11 protein-coding genes are annotated in these 17,099 nt (G+C 61.6%); 1 reads left to right on the forward strand and 10 read right to left on the reverse strand.

Annotation, left to right across the window (positions count from 1 at the left end):
• The first annotated feature begins 142 nt into the window (after positions 1–142).
• On the forward strand, positions 143–538 hold the full coding sequence (locus tag PMI09_RS18565; protein WP_007797715.1) for a VOC family protein: 396 nt from the start codon (positions 143–145) through the stop codon (positions 536–538).
• Positions 539–580: 42 nt separating this feature from the next.
• Here PMI09_RS18565 and PMI09_RS18570 read toward each other — a convergent pair whose 3' ends face one another.
• The 10 genes from PMI09_RS18570 to PMI09_RS18615 all read right to left on the reverse strand — a co-directional run bounded on the left by PMI09_RS18570 (position 581) and on the right by PMI09_RS18615 (position 17,088).
• Positions 581–1,066 carry a MaoC family dehydratase gene (locus PMI09_RS18570; RefSeq protein WP_007797719.1) on the reverse strand — a complete coding sequence of 162 codons (486 nt, stop codon included), beginning with the start codon at positions 1,064–1,066 and terminating at the stop codon, positions 581–583.
• A gap of 87 nt (positions 1,067–1,153) precedes the next feature.
• Complete coding sequence (gene glgX / locus PMI09_RS18575; RefSeq protein WP_007797723.1) at positions 1,154–3,121, reverse strand: glycogen debranching protein GlgX; 1,968 nt, start codon at positions 3,119–3,121, stop codon at positions 1,154–1,156.
• Positions 3,122–3,131: 10 nt separating this feature from the next.
• The gene (locus PMI09_RS30960) at positions 3,132–4,763 is read right to left on the reverse strand and encodes an alpha-D-glucose phosphate-specific phosphoglucomutase (protein ID WP_007797725.1); all 1,632 of its coding nucleotides are present in this window, start codon (positions 4,761–4,763) and stop codon (positions 3,132–3,134) included.
• A gap of 6 nt (positions 4,764–4,769) precedes the next feature.
• Entirely contained in the window at positions 4,770–6,212 is a 1,443-nt protein-coding gene (gene glgA, locus PMI09_RS30965; protein ID WP_007797728.1) for a glycogen synthase GlgA, read from the reverse strand.
• A gap of 3 nt (positions 6,213–6,215) precedes the next feature.
• Complete coding sequence (gene glgC / locus PMI09_RS18590; protein ID WP_007797730.1) at positions 6,216–7,478, reverse strand: glucose-1-phosphate adenylyltransferase; 1,263 nt, start codon at positions 7,476–7,478, stop codon at positions 6,216–6,218.
• Between the two features lie 20 nt (positions 7,479–7,498).
• Positions 7,499–9,706 carry a 1,4-alpha-glucan branching protein GlgB gene (glgB, locus tag PMI09_RS18595; RefSeq protein ID WP_007797732.1) on the reverse strand — a complete coding sequence of 736 codons (2,208 nt, stop codon included), beginning with the start codon at positions 9,704–9,706 and terminating at the stop codon, positions 7,499–7,501.
• Positions 9,703–12,165, reverse strand: a complete 2,463-nt coding sequence (locus PMI09_RS18600; RefSeq protein ID WP_007797735.1) for a glycogen/starch/alpha-glucan phosphorylase — start codon at positions 12,163–12,165, stop codon at positions 9,703–9,705. Before PMI09_RS18600 ends, glgB begins: the two co-directional genes overlap by 4 nt.
• Before the next feature lie 270 nt (positions 12,166–12,435).
• Positions 12,436–13,614, reverse strand: coding sequence for a vWA domain-containing protein (locus PMI09_RS18605; protein ID WP_037083502.1), 1,179 nt, complete (start codon positions 13,612–13,614; stop codon positions 12,436–12,438).
• A 172-nt stretch (positions 13,615–13,786) separates the two neighbouring features.
• Positions 13,787–14,674 (reverse strand): transglutaminase family protein, encoded by an 888-nt coding sequence (locus PMI09_RS18610; RefSeq protein WP_007797741.1) that lies wholly within the window; start codon positions 14,672–14,674, stop codon positions 13,787–13,789.
• Positions 14,671–17,088 (reverse strand): circularly permuted type 2 ATP-grasp protein, encoded by a 2,418-nt coding sequence (locus PMI09_RS18615; protein WP_007797744.1) that lies wholly within the window; start codon positions 17,086–17,088, stop codon positions 14,671–14,673. Before PMI09_RS18615 ends, PMI09_RS18610 begins: the two co-directional genes overlap by 4 nt.
• Between the last annotated feature and the right edge of the window lie 11 nt (positions 17,089–17,099).

Below are 17,099 nucleotides of genomic sequence, written 5' to 3' on the forward strand. Positions count from 1 at the left end.
TGCAATGCCCGATCGGGGATGGTGCTCTTGTGCCGTCCCCGATCGGCTTCAAGTTGTATGACGGCTGTCATTCGTGTCATCATCCACCGGGCGCGCGCGGTCCGTATCGAAGCGCCGTCGCAACGAGTGGGGGATGTCTTCGATGATGCTGCATCACGTTTCCATTGTCGCCATGGATCTCGACCGTTCCGTCGGCTTCTATCGCGATGTCTTCGGTCTCGAGCAAATCGAGAGGCCACCTTTCAGTAGTGTTGGAGCGTGGTTCGCCTGCGGGGCGCTGCAGGTCCACATCATTGTCAATCCGGCCGGAACCTTCCGGCGTGCGGCGACCATAGACACGACCGACGGACATTTCGCGTTCCGTACCGATGATTTCGAGGGATGTATCCGGGGGCTGATTGCGAAGGGTTTTCGCGAGGATGCTCCAGAGGGCGATCCCTGGCGGTTGCGTGTTAGGCGCAATGGCCCGGCGGGGTTTCCACAAGCCTATCTGCTCGATCCCGATCGCAACATCGTTGAAATCAACGGCGCGCCATAGCGACGCGTCAAACACCGCCCACCAAAGTCAAGAGCATAAGGTCTACGCGTCTTCCGGCCGGTCCTTGGGGTCGAACTGGATGATGGTGATCCACCGCGCGGTGAGCGCCGGTTTCTTCTCGTTCTCGATCTCGATTGTGACCTCATAGGTCGTCATCAGCATGCCGGCGCCGCGGAAGCGGGCTTCGGCGAGGACAAAGTGGCCGCGGATGCGTGCCCCCGATTTGACCGGCGAGAGGAAACGGACGTTCTCGAAGCCGTAATTGATGCCCATGGTCTGCTCACGGACCTTCGGCAGGCTGTTGTAGTTCATCGCCGAGAGTAGCGAGAGGGTAAGAAAGCCGTGGGCGATGGTGCTGCCGAAGGGACTTAATGCAGCGCGCTCCGGATCGACGTGGATGTACTGATGGTCGTTGGTCGCATGCGCAAACGCATCGATCATGGCCTGATCGACGACGATCCAGTCCGAGAGGCCGGTTTCAGTGCCGACCAACCCACGTACATCCGCGAGCGAAATTTCCTTGGCCATTGATTCCCCATGAGAAAGCGGCTGCGCAAGCCTTACAATGGGATTGTGACGATTGCGACAAGGAATTGCAGGCGGGAGCCCGTCAGATCAACTTTCGAGATAGAAAGAGACCGAGCGGCGCGGTACGATGGCAGAAGTTGCGGATTTCTCCGGCGCATCCGGGGCAAGAAGCCGCCATGAAGGCGGTCCGGGTAATGTAAAGATTTCCTCGCCGCCCGAGCGATTGAAGAGAACCGCCAGCCGCGTGGCCTTGTTGGTTTGGCCATCGCGCGTCGAAAGCACCATTCCGAGCGTGGAAAAGTTCGGCGTCTCCCACTCTTGCACGCTCATCGCCTGGCCGGAGGGCGAGATCCATTCGACATCGCCGTTGCCGTTGAGGAAGCCCATTTCCGAGAAGGCGGAGAAGCGCTTGCGCAGGCCGGAGATGAATGCGGTATGGGCGATAAGATCGTCGTCGAGCCCTGCCCAGTCGACCCAGGTGATCTCGTTGTCCTGGCAATAGGCATTGTTGTTGCCGCGCTGAGTGCGGCCGGCTTCGTCGCCTGCCGTCAGCATGATGCTGCCGCGGGTGGCAAAGAGCGTGGAGAGCAGCGCCTTCAGGTCGTCATGGCGCTTGCGAATAATATCGGGGTAGCGGGTTTCGCCCTCGACACCGTTGTTCCAGGTGTGGTTCTCGTTGTGGCCGTCGCGGTTTTGCTCACCGTTCGCCTCGTTATGCTTGCCGCTGTAGGATACGACATCCCTCAGCGTGAAGCCGTCATGGGCGGCGAGGAAGTTGACGCTGCGCGTCCCTGTCCCAGCGTTTCGGGAGAAAATATCGGAGGAGCCGGCAAGGGTGGTCGCGAGCGGGCCGGTCTTGTAGTCGTCGCCGCGCCAGTAGCACCTGACATCGTCGCGCACGCGGTCGTTCCATTCGAGGAATGGTGCCGGAAAATTGCCGAGCTGATAGCCGCCTGGGCCGATGTCCCAGGGCTCGGCGATCATTACGCGGTCCGCCAGCACATCATCGGCGAGCATCGCCGTCAACGTTTCGCCATGTGCCTCGAACCCGTTTACGGTGCGGCCAAGTACGGGGGCGAGGTCGAAGCGGAAACCGTCAATCCCTGCGCCGAGCACAAAGTGGCGTAGGCTGTCGATGATCAACTGCCTGATATAGGGATGATCGCAAGCGACGGTGTTGCCGGTTCCGGTATCGTTGACCAGTTCGCCCGGCCGACCGGGCAGGTGGCGATAGAAAGAGAGATTGTCGAGGCCGCGCAGCGACAGCGTCGTGCCGAAGCGGTCGCTTTCGCCGGTGTGGTTGAAGACGAGATCGAGGATGACGGCGATGCCTTCCGCATGGAGCGTCGCAACGGTGTCGCGTAGTTCCGCCATGCCGCCAGGGGCAAGCCGCGGATCGAGCGCCATGAAGGCAATGGGGTTGTAGCCCCAGCTGTTTCGCAGGCCGAGCGGCGGCAGATGCCGCTCGTCGATCCAGGCGGTGATCGGCATGAGCTCGACGGCGTCGACGCCGATGCGCTTGAGATGGGTAATCACCGAGGGATGTGCCAAAGCCGCGACCGTGCCGCGCTGGGCTTCGGGGACATCCGGATGCAGGATGGTGAAGGGCCGGACAGCGACTTCGTAGATGAAGCCGCCCGGCTTGAAGAGGGGCTTTGCCGGTCTCACCGTGATATCGCGGGTGACGACCGCCTTCGGCACGAGATGCTGTGTCTCGGCGCCGAAGGCGCCGAGCAGGGGATCGTGGTGGAAGGGGCGATCGAGTTCCTTGGCGTAGGGATCGACCAGCAGTTTCGACGGGTCGAACCAAAGGCCGCTGTCAGGCGCATAGACGCCATCGGCGCGGTAGCCATAGAGCGCGCCTTCCTTCAATCCGTCGACGAAGAGGCGATGGACATGGTCATCGCCGCGTTCCATCGGCAGGCGGGCCAGTTCCTTGTCGTCGTCGCTGAACAGGCACAACTCGATCTGTCCGGCATTGTGCGACCAGACGGCGAAATCAACGCCGGTCTCAAAGATGCTTGCCCCGCCTTGCCCGGATTTGTTCGCCGCCATGCTGCTCCGGTCAGGTGATCACGGAGGGAGCATCGCGGCCTGTGCGGCTGCGGATATCCGCAATGGTCTCGGCGGCGGCGATAAGATCGGCGAGCGCCTGCTGCGTTTCGATGTTGTGGCGGGTGGAATCCGGTTCGTACCGCTCGAGGTAGACGCGCAAGGTGGCGCCCGATGTTCCCGTTCCCGAGAGACGGAAGACAACGCGCGAGCCGCCTTCGAAGAGGATACGAATGCCCTGATGCTCGCTGACGGACTTGTCGACCGGGTCGTGATAGGCAAAGTCATCTGCCTTCTCGACTTTCAGTGGGCCGAAGGCTTGGCCCGGCAGGGAAGCAAGCTGGCTGCGCAGGTTGGCGATCAGGCCGTTTGCTGCGTCGGTATCAACGCCTTCATAGTCGTGGCGCGAATAGTAGTTGCGGCCATAGGTCTGCCAGTGCTGGGTGACAATGTCCTCGACGCTCTCGCCGCGGACGGCCAGAATGTTCAGCCACAGCAGAACCGCCCAGAGGCCGTCCTTCTCGCGCACGTGGTTGGAGCCGGTGCCGGCGCTTTCCTCGCCGCAGATCGTCGCCATCCCGGCATCGAGCAGGTTGCCGAAGAACTTCCAGCCGGTCGGCGTTTCGTACATGCCGATGCCACGGCGCTCGGCGACGCGATCAGCAGCACCAGACGTCGGCATGGAGCGGGCGATGCCGGCGAGACCGCCGGAATAGCCGGGCGCCAGATTGGCGTTGGCCGCGAGGATCGCAAGGCTATCGGACGGCGTCACGAAGATGCCGCGGCCGATGATGAGGTTGCGGTCGCCGTCGCCATCGGATGCTGCGCCGAAATCGGGCGCATCGTCGCCCATCATCTCGTCGTAGAGTTCCTTGCAGTGAACCGGGTTCGGGTCGGGATGGTGGCCACCGAAATCGGGCAGCGGCATGAAATTGCGAACCGAGCCGGACGGGGCGCCGAGGCGGTTTTCGAAGATTTCCTTCGCATAGGGGCCGGTGACGGCGCTCATCGCATCGAAAGCGATGCGGAAGCCAAGGCTGATGAGGTTGCGGATCGCGTGGAAGTCAAACAGCTCTTCCATGAGCGCCGTATAGTCTTCGACCGAATCGAGCACCGAGAGAATCATGCCACCGGGCAGCTCGTCCTTGCCGATGCGATCGAGGTTCACATCCGCGAAGTCGGCGATCTTGTAGGTGTCGATCACCTTGGTGCGCGCATAGATCGCGTCGGTGATCTTCTCCGGCGCCGGACCGCCGTTGCTGATATTGTACTTGATGCCGAAGTCTTCGGTGGGGCCGCCCGGGTTATGGCTGGCCGACAGAATGATGCCGCCGAAGGCCTTGTACTTGCGGATGATGTGCGAGGCTGCCGGGGTCGACAGGATGCCGCCCTTGCCGACGATCACCTTGCCGAAGCCATTGGCGGCGGCCATCTTGATCGCCTTCTGGATGACTTCCCGGTTGTAGTAGCGTCCGTCGCCGCCGATGACAAGGCACTTGCCCTGGAACCCTTCCAGCGAATCGAAGATCGACTGGATGAAATTCTCGGCATAGTTCGGCTGCTGGAATACCGGGACTTTCTTTCGCAGGCCCGACGTGCCCGGCTTCTGATCCTGGTAGGGCTTAGTGGATACGGATTTTATCATTTTCTCTCACTTGCCTTTGGGGGCGAGGCTTGAATAGAGGGCAGCGTAGCGCTCGGCGCTCTTTTCCCACGAGACATCCGATTTCATGCCCTGCTTTTGCAATTGGGTCCAGACTTTTTGATCGGCGTAGAGATGTAGCGCGCGGCGGATGGCCTGCAACAGGCCCGATGCCGTCACAGGCGAGAATTGTATCCCGGTTGCCACTTTCGCCGCAAGAGCGGCATGGTTGGCATCGATGACGGTATCGTTCAACCCGCCGGTGCGGGCGACGATCGGCACGCAGCCATAGCGCAGACCGTAAAGCTGCGTCAGGCCGCAGGGCTCGAAGCGCGAAGGAATGATAATGGCGTCGCAGCCAGCCTGCATAAGATGCGACATCGGCTCGTTGTAGCCGATGGAAACGCCGATCCGTCCGGGGTGACGGGCTGCGGCGGCGAGCAGCGAACCTTCCAGCGCCGCGTCTCCAGAACCCAGAATGGCGAGCTTTCCACCCATGTCGACGATCTGATCGGCTGTGGCGGCGATGACGTCCATGCCCTTTTGCCAGGTGAGGCGGCTGATGATGCAGAAGATCGGTGCATTGTCGTTGTGCAGTCCGAAGAACTCCGCGACCGAGGTGCGGTTTTCGACGCGGCTTTTCAGTGTGGTGCCGTTGTAATGCGTGTGGACAACAGGATCGGTCGACGGATTCCAGACGTCGGTATCGATGCCATTGACGATGCCGTGGAGCGAATCGATTCGGTTTGCGATGACACCCTGGAGGCCCATGCCGAACTCGGGGGTCAGGATCTCGCCTGCATAAGAAGGGCTGACGGTGGTGATGGCGTGGGCCGTCTGCAGGCCACCCTTTAGGAATCCGATATTGCCGTAGTATTCGATGCTTTCCGTTGCGAAGGCATGCGGCGGCAGGCGGAGGCCGGGGAAGACATCGGCGCCGAACTGACCCTGGAAGGCGATGTTGTGGATTGTCAACACGCTCGGCAATTCCGGCGTCGGGTTGTAGCGCATGTAGACTGAGGTCATCGCCGACTGCCAATCATGCGTATGCACGAGGTCGGGTCGCCAGCCCGGCATCAATCCCGCAGCAATCTCGGCGCCGGCAAGCGAAAGCGCTGCGAAGCGGCGCCAGTTGTCGGAGTAGTCCCTGCCCGTCGCATCGAGATAGGGACCGCCGGCGCGGTCGTAATAGGCGGGCGCATCGAGTACGAGGATATCGATCCCCTCGTGCTCCACTTCCAGGACCGTCGCGGGCTCGCCGAGCAAATCATCGAACTGAAGCCGGGCGACGGGATTGCGGATCGCCTTCATGACGGCAGGATAGCCGGGCATGAGGGTCTTGGTTTCGACGCCGAAACGCTTGAGGGCGATCGGCAGGGCGCCCGCCACGTCGGCGAGGCCCCCTGTCTTGATAAGTGGGAAGACTTCGGACGAAACCGAAAGAACTTTCATTGGTCACATACCCAGCTTGTCGATCATTGGCTGGGTGATGAGGCAAATTCCGCTTTCGGTTCGCCGGAAGCGCTTAGCATCGAGGTCCGGATCCTCGCCGACGATGAGGCCCTCCGGAATGACGACGCCGTGGTCGATCACGACATTCCGGAGCTGGGCGTGCCGGCCGATCTTGACGCTCGGGAGAACCACCGCACCTTCGAGCTTGGAATAGGAGTTGGCGCGCACGCCGGTGAAGAGGAGGCTCTTGTTCAGCGTTGCGCCCGAGATGATGCAGTCGCCGGCCACGACGGACGAGGTCGCCGAGCCACGGCGGTCCTCGTCGTCATGCACGAATTTTGCCGGCGGCGAGATTTCTGCGTAGGTCCAGATCGGCCAGGACTTGTCGTAGATATCCAGTTCCGGAACGATCGCGGTGAGGTCAATGTTGGCCTGCCAATAGGCATCGATCGTCCCAACGTCGCGCCAATAGGGCTCATGCTCGAAATCGGAGCGGACGCAGGATTGCGCGAAGCGATGGGCCACGGCCTTACCGTTCTTGACGATGTATGGGATGATGTCCTTGCCGAAATCCTTGCTGGAGTTCGGGTCGGCCGCGTCGCGGCGCAGCGCATCGATCAGGAACTTCGTGTGGAACACGTAGATGCCCATCGAGGCCAGCGCGAATTCCGGATTGTCGGGAATACCCGGCGGGTCGGCAGGCTTTTCGATGAAGTCGATAATCCTGTCGTTCTGGTCAACATGCATAACGCCGAAGCCGACGGCTTCCATGCGCGGCACTTCCAGGCAACCGATGGTGACATCGGCGCCGGAATCGACGTGCTGCTGTAGCATCCACTCGTAGTCCATCTTGTAGACGTGGTCGCCAGCGAGGATGACCATGTATTCCGGGCCGTAGGGCTCGATGATATCGATGTTCTGGTAGACCGCGTCGGCCGTGCCTTCATACCATTGCGTCTCGGAGACGCGTTGGGAGGCCGGCAGGATGTCGAAGCTTTCGTTTCGCTCGGGGCGGAAGAAGTTCCAGCCGCGCTGCATATGGCGGATCAGCGAGTGCGCCTTGTACTGGGTGGCGACGCCGATGCGGCGGATGCCCGAGTTCAGGGCGTTCGACAAGGCGAAATCGATAATGCGCGTCTTGCCGCCGAAATAGACTGCCGGCTTGGCGCGACGATCGGTGAGTTCCTTCAGGCGGCTTCCCCGACCGCCGGCAAGAACATAGGCCATTGCGTCGCGGGCAAGTGGCTGAACACGTTTTTCTACCATTTTTATCCTCCCACCAGTCTTCAGTTCTCAGGTTCAAGCATGATTGTCGCCAGAGGCGGCAAGGTGATCGACGCGGCGATGTTGCCGCCGGCGTTGACGGCCTGAACGCGGCCGCCATTGCCCTTGCCGCTGCCGCCGTAGATGTCGGCATCGGTATTCAATATCTCGCGCCACCGTCCCTCGAACGGGAGGCGGACTGTATAGTTCTCGCGGTAAACCGGCGTCAGGTTGCAGATGACGGCGACCGGCTTTTCGCCCGGTGCCTTGCGGATCCAGGCGAAGACGGAGTTCTCGTGGTCGTCGGCGATCAGCCACTCGAAGCCATCGCCCTCGCAATCGCGGGCATGCAGCGCCGGCTTGCTGCGATAGGTAAGGTTGAGGTCGCGCACCAGCCGGCGCATGCCCTCGTGCATGCGGTACTGCAGCAGGTTCCAGTCGAGCGACTTCGCCTCGCTCCACTCGGCCCATTGCGCGAATTCCTGGCCCATGAAGAGCAGCTTCTTGCCTGGATAGCCCCACATGAAGGCGTAGTAGGCCCGCAGATTGGCGAACTTCTGCCAGTCGTCGCCCGGCATCTTGGCGATCAGCGAGCCCTTTCCGTGTACCACCTCGTCATGGGAGAGCGGCAGCACGAAGTTTTCCGAATAGGCGTAGAGCAGGCCGAAGGTCAGTTCGTTGTGATGGTGCTTGCGGTGGATAGGCTCGCGGCTCATGTAGGAGAGCGTGTCGTGCATGAAGCCCATGTTCCACTTGAAGCCGAAGCCGAGGCCGCCTTCGTGCACCGGCTGCGACACTTTCGGCCAGGACGTCGACTCCTCGGCGATGGTCATAACGCCGGGATGCTCGGCGTAGATGCGGGTGTTCATGTTCTGCAGGAAGCGGACGGCCTCCAGATTCTCGTTGCCGCCGTACTCATTCGGGATCCATTCGCCGTGCTTGCGGGAATAGTCGAGGTAGAGCATCGAGGCGACGGCATCGACGCGCAGGCCGTCGAGATGGAACTTCTCGGCCCAGTAGAGTGCATTGTTGACGAGGTAGGAGATGACTTCGGTGCGGCCGAAATTGTAGATCGCGGTGTTCCAATCGGGATGGAAGCCCTTGCGCGGGTCTTCGTGCTCGTAGAGCGCCGTGCCGTCGAACCAGCCGAGGCCGTGTTCGTCGGTCGGGAAATGGGCGGGCACCCAATCGAGGATGACGCCAATGCCGACCTTGTGGCAGCCGTTGACGAAGCGCGCGAAACCCTCAGGCTCGCCGAAGCGGGCGGTCGGGGCATAGAGCCCGGTCGTCTGGTATCCCCAGGACGGATCATAGGGGTGCTCGGTGATCGGCAGGAACTCGATGTGAGTGAAGCCCATGTCGACGCAGTAGGGGATCAGCCGGGATGCCAACTCGTCCCAGGAGAGAAACGTGCCGTCATCACGCCGCTGCCAGGAGCCGGCATGAACCTCGTAGATTGAAATCGGCTGACGACGCTTGTCGGTCTCGCTCCAGTGCTTCAGATGCGCTTCGTCGTCCCATTCCTGCAGCAGTTCGGACGCCGCGACCGAGGCCGTCTTCGGGCGCAACTCGCTGCGACGGGCAAACGGATCGGCCTTCAGCGGCAGAAGAACGCCGTCGTGGCCGCGGATCTCGAATTTGTAGGCGACGTCCGTCGGAACATCAGGGGCGAAGATCTCCCAGATACCGGCGCCGGAGCGGAAACGCATAACATGGCGGCGGCCGTCCCAGCCGTTGAAATCACCGACGACGGAGACACGCTGGGCATTCGGCGCCCAGACCGCGAAATGGATGCCCTGTGCGCCCTCGTGCTTGATCCAGTGCGCGCCCATCTTGTCGAAGAGGCGCAGGTGGGAGCCCTCCCGCACGTAATAATCATCCATCGGTCCAAGGACTGGTCCGAAGCTGTAGGGGTCGGTCACAGCCCACTCGGCGTCCCCGCGCCGCGCGCGGTAACGCACCGGCTGCAGCTTCGTCACCGAAACCTGTCCGGCGAAAAAGCCGTCCGGATGCTGCCGACTCAGTTCCCCGATGGCGCTGCCATCGAGCGCCATCGCCGTCACCTCTTCGGCACCCGGAATGAAGCAGCGGGCGACATATCCATCGCCCGATTTGTGAACGCCGAGAACGGCGAACGGGTTGGAATGCGACCCTGCGAGGATTGCCGCTATCTCGTCTGCCGAAATCTCCCAGGGAAGTCTGACTTCAAGGGTGGCTTTCGGCGTTTTCATCCGGCTCTCCAGATTTCCTTGGCATATTGGCGTATCGTTCGGTCGGACGAGAACCAGCCCATCCGCGCCGTGTTGCAGATTGCCTTCGAACTCCATGCCGATGGATCGGTCCAGAGTTGGTCGACGTCGCGCTGGGCCTGGGCATAGGCATCGAAATCGGCAGCAACCATGAACCAGTCATGCGCATAAATGCCCTCGATCAGCGCCGCGTATCGGTTTCGGTCGTCATGCGAGAAGACGCCCGAACTGATCGCCGACAATGCCTGAGACAGCTCACGCGACGCCTCGATGATGGCGCGGGGATTGTGGCCATCGGCACGGGCGGCGGCGACTTCGTCGGCACGCAGACCGAAGATGATGATGTTGTCCTCGCCGACGTGATCGCGCATCTCGACATTGGCGCCGTCGAGCGTTCCGATGGTCAGCGCGCCGTTGAGGGCGAACTTCATGTTGCCGGTGCCGGATGCTTCCATGCCGGCCGTCGAGATCTGCTCGGACAGGTCGGCGGCGGGCACCATGACCTCGGCCAGAGAGACGTTGTAGTTCGGTACGAACACGACCTTCAGCAGGCCGCGGACGGCCGGGTCGTTGTTGATCGTGCGGGCGACGTCGTTGATCAGTTTGATGATCAGCTTGGCGTTATGATAGCTCGGTGCCGCCTTGCCGGCGAAGAGTTTGACGCGCGGGACCCAGTCCAGCTCGGGGTGCGAGCGAATCTGATCGTAGAGCGCGACGGCCTCGATGATGTTGAGCAGCTGGCGCTTGTATTCGTGGATGCGCTTGATCTGAATATCGAACATCGCCGACGGATCGAGCTTGATGCCCATGCGGCTGGCGACAAGATTGGACAAGGCGACTTTGTTGGCACGCTTAACCGCCGCAAACTTTTCCTGGAAGCTTGCATCGTTCGCGAACTTGTCGAGGGGCTTCAGCTTTTCGGCATCATCAAGGAAGTCGTCACCGATCGCCTCCCGGATCAGCGAGGTCAGGCCGGGGTTGCACTGCTGCAACCAGCGGCGCGGCGTAATGCCGTTCGTCTTGTTGTTGATGCGGTCGGGATAGAGCTTGTGCAGGTCGGCAAAGACCGTAACCTTCATCAGGTCGGTGTGCAGCGCCGAAACGCCGTTGATCGAATGGGCGCCGACGAAGGCGAGATTGCCCATGCGCACGCGGCGCTCGCCGCTTTCCTCGATCAGGGAAATCGAGCGGATCTCCGTCTCGGAGAAAGTCTTGGTCTTGCGCGCCTCGACCAGCACCTTGGCGTTGATCGCGTAGATGATCTGCATGTGGCGCGGCAGCAGGCGCTCGAAGAGCGGAATCGGCCAGCTTTCCAGCGCTTCGGGAAGAAGCGTGTGGTTGGTGTAGCCGATCGTGCCGCGGGTAATGTCCCAGGCCTGGTCGAAGTCGAGGCCGTGAACATCGCACAGCAGGCGCATCAGTTCGGCGACGGAAACGGCCGGATGTGTATCGTTGAGCTGGATCGCCACCTTGTCGGGCAGCGAGGTGAAGTCGTCATACTGCTGCAGGTGACGGCGCAAAATGTCCTGCAGCGATGCGGAGGAGAAGAAGAACTCCTGGCGCAGGCGCAGCTCCTGACCGGCCGGCGTCGCATCGGCCGGATAAAGAACGCGAGTCAGGCTTTCCGCCTTGTTGCTTTCGCGCAGCGCGCCGATGTGATCCCCGGCGTTGAAGGCATCGAGCAGGATCGGGTCGATCGGCTGGGCAGACCAGAGGCGCAGCGTGTTGACGCGCTTGCCGCGCCAGCCAACGACAGGCGTGTCGAAGGCCGCGGCAATGACGCGCTCGGCCGGTTTCCACACATAGCGCGGCTCGCCCTCGGGGTTGCCGACGACATCCACCGTGCCGCCGAAGCCGATTTCGTAAGCGCTTTCGCGACGCTCGAACTCCCAGGGATTGCCGTGCGCCAGCCAGCTCTCCGGCAGTTCCACCTGCCAGCCGTCGGCAAGCTGCTGGCGGAAGAGGCCGTGTACGTAGCGGATGCCGTAGCCATAGGCAGGCACCTCGACGGTCGCCATGCTTTCCATGAAACAGGCGGCCAGACGGCCGAGGCCACCGTTACCGAGGGCTGCATCTGGCTCGAGGCCCGCAATGACGGAAACATCGACGCCGAGCGAGGCGAGCGCGTCACGAACCTGTTCCATGAGGCCGAGGTTCGAGATCGCATCGCGCATCAGGCGGCCGATGAGGAATTCGAGCGAGAGGTAGTAAACGCGCTTGTCGCCGGTCGCATAGACCTTGCGGGTCGATTCCATCCACTTGTCGATGATGCGGTCACGCACGACGAGGATGGTGGCAGTCAGCCAGTCATGAGGCTTGGCGACCTTCGCATCCTTGCCGATGCGGTAGGTCAGGCGCTCGATGATTTCTTCGGCGAGAATTTCAGGCTTGGAACTGCGGGGGGCGGGGGAAGGGATGGTCGGCTTCGAAACGGTGTTCATCGTCAGTCCTCGCCAATTCTGTTTGGTTTCAGTGCGTTATGTCAATTTCAATCGGTTTACCGCGCACTAAAGACGCAGTTTATGCATCGTTACAACGCACTTGCAACAAGGGAATTACCCAAACGAAAAAATTGACGAGGCTCGACGCTCCTTTGCGGAAAGAGCTTGATTTCAATCGGTTTTCCAATTTTGATACGCGCGTTTCGAAACGAAAAGCCGCTCCGGTTGGTTCCGGAGCGGCTTATTTGTTGGGAAAACTGCGCGAAGAGATCAGTTGATCAAGCGTGTTGTCTGATTGGAGGTCTTTGCGCCGATCTCCTTGAAGGCGGAGAGAAGATCGGACATGCTTTCTGCCTTGAAGTAGTGATTGTCGTCTGTCGCGCAATACTTCAGCAGCGCCTGGCCATTCTCAGGCGCCATGAAGGCGACCGTGTAGATTTCGATATCCTTGCTCTTGGCGGTATTGCACGTGTCCTTGGTCAGGGTGTCATACGAACGACCACCCGATGGATCGTTGTTGTTGTCACCGTCCGTCATGAAGACGATATATTTCTTGGGCGTCTGCTGAGTCTTGGCCTGGTGCAGCGCGGTTTCGTTGTCATTTCCGGCGTTGTTCAGGGCGGTCAAAGACGTGTAGGCCTTGTTCATAGCCCCGCTGGAATTCGTGCCGTTGGCTGCGACCAGTGCGTTGACGTAGGTGGTTACACCACTGGTTCCCCAGGCGAGCGCGGTTTCCGCATAGGTTTTGATGTCATAGGCGACGGCACCCGTGCGGGAGTAGATGTGGGTCGGGTCCGCCTTGTCCAGTTCTGCCGTCAGATTGCCGACCGCAAGCTTCAATGCTTCAATTTTAGTGTAATAGCCTGTGCAGGTCTTATTGTTGTTCCTGCCGCAGGTATAGCTGTAGGTGGTCGTCGTCGGCTCGCCCATCGACCCCGATTTATCGAGTGCGAGAAAGATCGAGACGGAACCCTGCTTTTCGGAGTAACCGCTCGCCGTTTCGCTTGCCGCGCCGATATTGGTGGTCTTGAAGCCGATGACCTGTGCCAGGCCGCTCAGATCCATGCTGTAGGAAGATGAGACGCTCACGCTGTAGCTTGCGCCACCGCTGGAGGTCGTCTTGGTCGCCGTGGCAGTGGTGGCATTCCTCAGTGCGGTCGTGTCGCCAATGAAGTTTGCCATCTGACCGGCAACGAAATCCTTCGCGAAGGCCGAGGCGGTCGTTGTGTCGATCTTTCCGTCAGCAAGGGCGGAGGCGGTGGCAAGCGCCGCAGCGTCGGAGGCTTCCTGCAGCTGATGCTTCGCCATTGCAGCGTTGGTGATGTCAACGGCGAGCGCGCCCGCGCCTATTGTGACCGGCAGCAGAACTGCGCTTATGATCCCGAAATTGCCATACCGGTCGTTCCGCAGCCGAGACAGGCTCGACTTCAGCGCTTGAAAGGTGCTCATCATGTTCACCTGAGTTAGTGCCCCAATATGCTTAACTCATGCGCCTCAATTCTTGAGTTCACCTTTATCAGGTCGTTAAGATTCTAACGGAATGTCACTTTCTTGTGCGCAGCCTCGGTGAAAACGCCTTCCCTGAGGGATGTGCAGCGCCAATACAGCTATCGGATGTCAATCAACTGAGCGGGATCACATCTACTGCCTGGACGGCGCGTTGGCCGCCGTAGCTCTTCAGGACGCCGATGACAGGCGCGACGTCGGCGTAGTCGCGGCCATAGGCGACGACGATGTGGTCGGTGCCGGCTGGGATGTTGTTCGTCGGGTCGAGCTCGATCCAACCGATCGTTTCGCCGCACCAGACCCTGACCCAGGCGTGCATGGCGTCGGCGCCCTCCAGCCGCTCCTTGCCGGGCGGCGGAATGGTGCGTAGGAAGCCCGAGACATAGCCAGCCGGGATGCCGAGGCTGCGGAGCGCAAGGATCATCACATGGACGAAGTCCTGGCAGACGCCGCTCTTCAACTGGAAGGCCTCGAGCGGGGTCGTATCGACGGTCGTGGCTTCGGCGTCGTAGGTGAAATCCTGATGAATTTTGGCGCAAAGTGCCGTGGCGATCTGCAGCACCGTCAGTGACGGTTCGGCGCAGGCCTTCGCATATTCCGAGATCGCGCGCGTTTCCGGCAGGCGGGGACTGTTGCCGAGAAAGTGGTGCGGGGAATCGGGCTTCAGCGACCAGACGCCCGCGACTTCATCCGGCAGCTTCGCAAGCACCGGCGAAAAATCTACCGAGATCGAATGGCTCTCCACCTGGACGCGGGCCTGCATCCGAATGTCCAGCTTCTCGTGCGGCGCGCGCAGCATGAAGGAGGTTGCCGGGTGCTCGAAGAAATCGACGAAGTGCGCCTGCTCGTCCGGCGTTGGCGAGACCTTGATCGAGCCGGCAATCAGCCGCTGACGGTTTGGCAGCGACAACGGCATCAGCCGCATGATGTGGCGCGCGCCGGAAGCCGGCGTGTCGTAGATGTAGCCCATGTGCAGGGAGAGGTCGTAGAGCACGCGCGTCACCCGAGATATGTGCGGGCAAGAAGGTCGGACAGCAGTTCCAGCTCGCGTTCGAGGCGACGATAGACATCGACACTCATCGTCTCGGGCGTCATGACGGCAAGGCCGGAGTGCAGACGCATCGCTTCGCGGTAGAACGGCGACATCTGGCCGTTGACCAGTGCGTTCGGCAGTTGTTCGACCTCGCGGTGGATCTCATTCATCTGGAAGAGGATCGAACGCGGGTTGAGCGGATCGAGCGCGAGCAGATCGGTCACAGTCAGGCGGGCGGTGTTGACGTTATAGCGACGGCGATGGGTCATGACGCTGTCGCCGATCTCGAGCAGCATGTCGAGAGCGCCGTCCGGGGCGTCCGGCCCCGACATGTGGCCGAGCAGGCGCGTCATGTGCAGGCCGCGCTCGATATGGCGGCCGAGCGAGAGGAAGCGCCAGCCGGTGAAGCGATACATGTTTTCGTGCACGAGACCTGCGAAGCCGGCGAGCTTGCGCAGCAGGATCGTCATCGCATGGCTGGCGTCGTCGCCGGGCGAGATCGTCTCGTGGAACCGTCGCGCGGTCTTGGCGAGATCGGTGAGCGCCAGCCAGCCGTCCGGCGAGAAGCGGTCGCGGATATTGCTGGCGGAATAGACGGCGCTGTCGATGTTGCGCAGCAGTGTGTTTGGCACCGCGTCTTCGGTGTCGATGTCGACGGCCGCCAGATAGGCAGTCACGTCGGCCAGCAGCGGCTGGCTCGGATCGGCGGCTTCCGCAAAGCGGGCGTGCCAGGCGCGTAGGATGCGCAACGCGCCTTCCGCGCGTTCGATGTAGCGGCCGAGCCAGAACAGGTTGTCGGCGGCGCGGCTCGGCAAACTGCCCGGCATGTTGCGGGTGAAGCTGCCTTCCGCCGGCAGCAGCGTATGGCGTTCAACCGGCTTGTCGCTAACGATCCACACGTCAGCGGCCGCACCGCCCGATTGCATGGCGATGGCTGAAACGTCGTCGCTGCCGCCGATGCGGGCAAAACCGCCCGGCATGATCTGCCAGCCATTGGCCGTGCGGGCGGCAAAGACGCGCAAGGACATCGGCCGCGGCGTCAGCTTGCCGCCGATCCAGGCTGGTGTCGTCGACAGCGTCACGACTTCCTGCCCGACGAGTTTTGCGCCGTCGGAATTCAACCAATCGCCGATCGAGTCCTTGGCGGTAGCGCGCAAGCTCGAGCCGAGCACGGATTCGCCGCTGTCGTCGAAGAAGGGTGCGCGCGAATAGGCGGGGCCGATCACCATTTTCTCGATGTTCTCGGCCACATGCTCGCGCTCATCTTTCTGACCGCACCACCAGGTCGCAATCGACGGGAGTTTCAGTTCTTCGCCAAACAGCCGGCGACAGATCGTCGGCATGAAGGCCAGCAGCGCGCGTGTTTCGATGATGCCGCTGCCGAGCGCATTGACGATTGTCACGCTTTCGGCGCGCAGCGCCTCGACGAGGCCGGGCGTACCGATATGCGAATTCTGGTTCAGTTCGAGCGGGTCGGCATAGGCTGAATCAAGGCGGCGCCATAGCACAGTGATCGGCTTGAGCCCCGAAACGGTGCGGACCATGACCTTGCCGTTGACGACGGTCAGGTCTTCGCCTTCGAGCAGCATGAAGCCGAGATAGCGGGCGATATAGGCGTGCTCGTAGTAGGTTTCGTTGGCGGGGCCGGGCGTCAGGACGGCGATACGGTCGTCGCCGCTGTGCTTCATGCCCTGCAACGAATCGCGGAACGCGCCGAAGAAGGAGGCCAGCCGGTGGACGGGCGTTTCCGCGTAGATGTCGGAGAAGGCGCGGGTCGTCGCGACGCGGTTTTCCAGCGCAAAGCCGGCGCCTGAGGGAGCCTGGGTGCGGTCGGCCAGCACCCACCAGTTGCCGTCAGGGCCGCGGCCGATCTCGAAGGCGCAGAAATGCAGATAATGGCCGCCAGCTGGAGTGACGCCAACGAGCGGACGCTGGTACTCCGGATTGGCGGCGATGAGTGCTGGCGGCAGGACGCCGTCCTCGACGAGCCGATTCTGGCCGTAGATGTCGGCAACGATCGCCTCAAGCAGGTCGGCGCGCTGAACGAGGCCGGCGGATACTGCCTCCCATTCGCGCGCATCGATCAGGACAGGCACATGCGAGAGGGGCCAGGAGCGCTCGGCGCTGCCGGTGCTGCCATAGGCGCGGTAAAAGACACCGGCATCCCGCAGGTAACGGTCGGCCCGGGTGAAGCGCTCGGTCAGATCCTTTTCGGGCATGCCGCTCAGATGCGCGAAGAAACGTTGCCAGACGGGCCGGATGGCGCCGTTTGTGTCGACCATTTCGTCGGCGACGCCAGGCAGAGGGGCATAACCGAGTACCGCATCGTTTCCGGTGCGGCTGCGTGGCTCTTCCCTCAGTTCTGCCGTCGGTTTTTTGCCCATTTTGCCCTAAC

Origin of the sequence: Rhizobium sp. CF122 (assembly GCF_000282035.1) — a bacterium.
GTDB lineage: Bacteria > Pseudomonadota > Alphaproteobacteria > Rhizobiales > Rhizobiaceae > Rhizobium.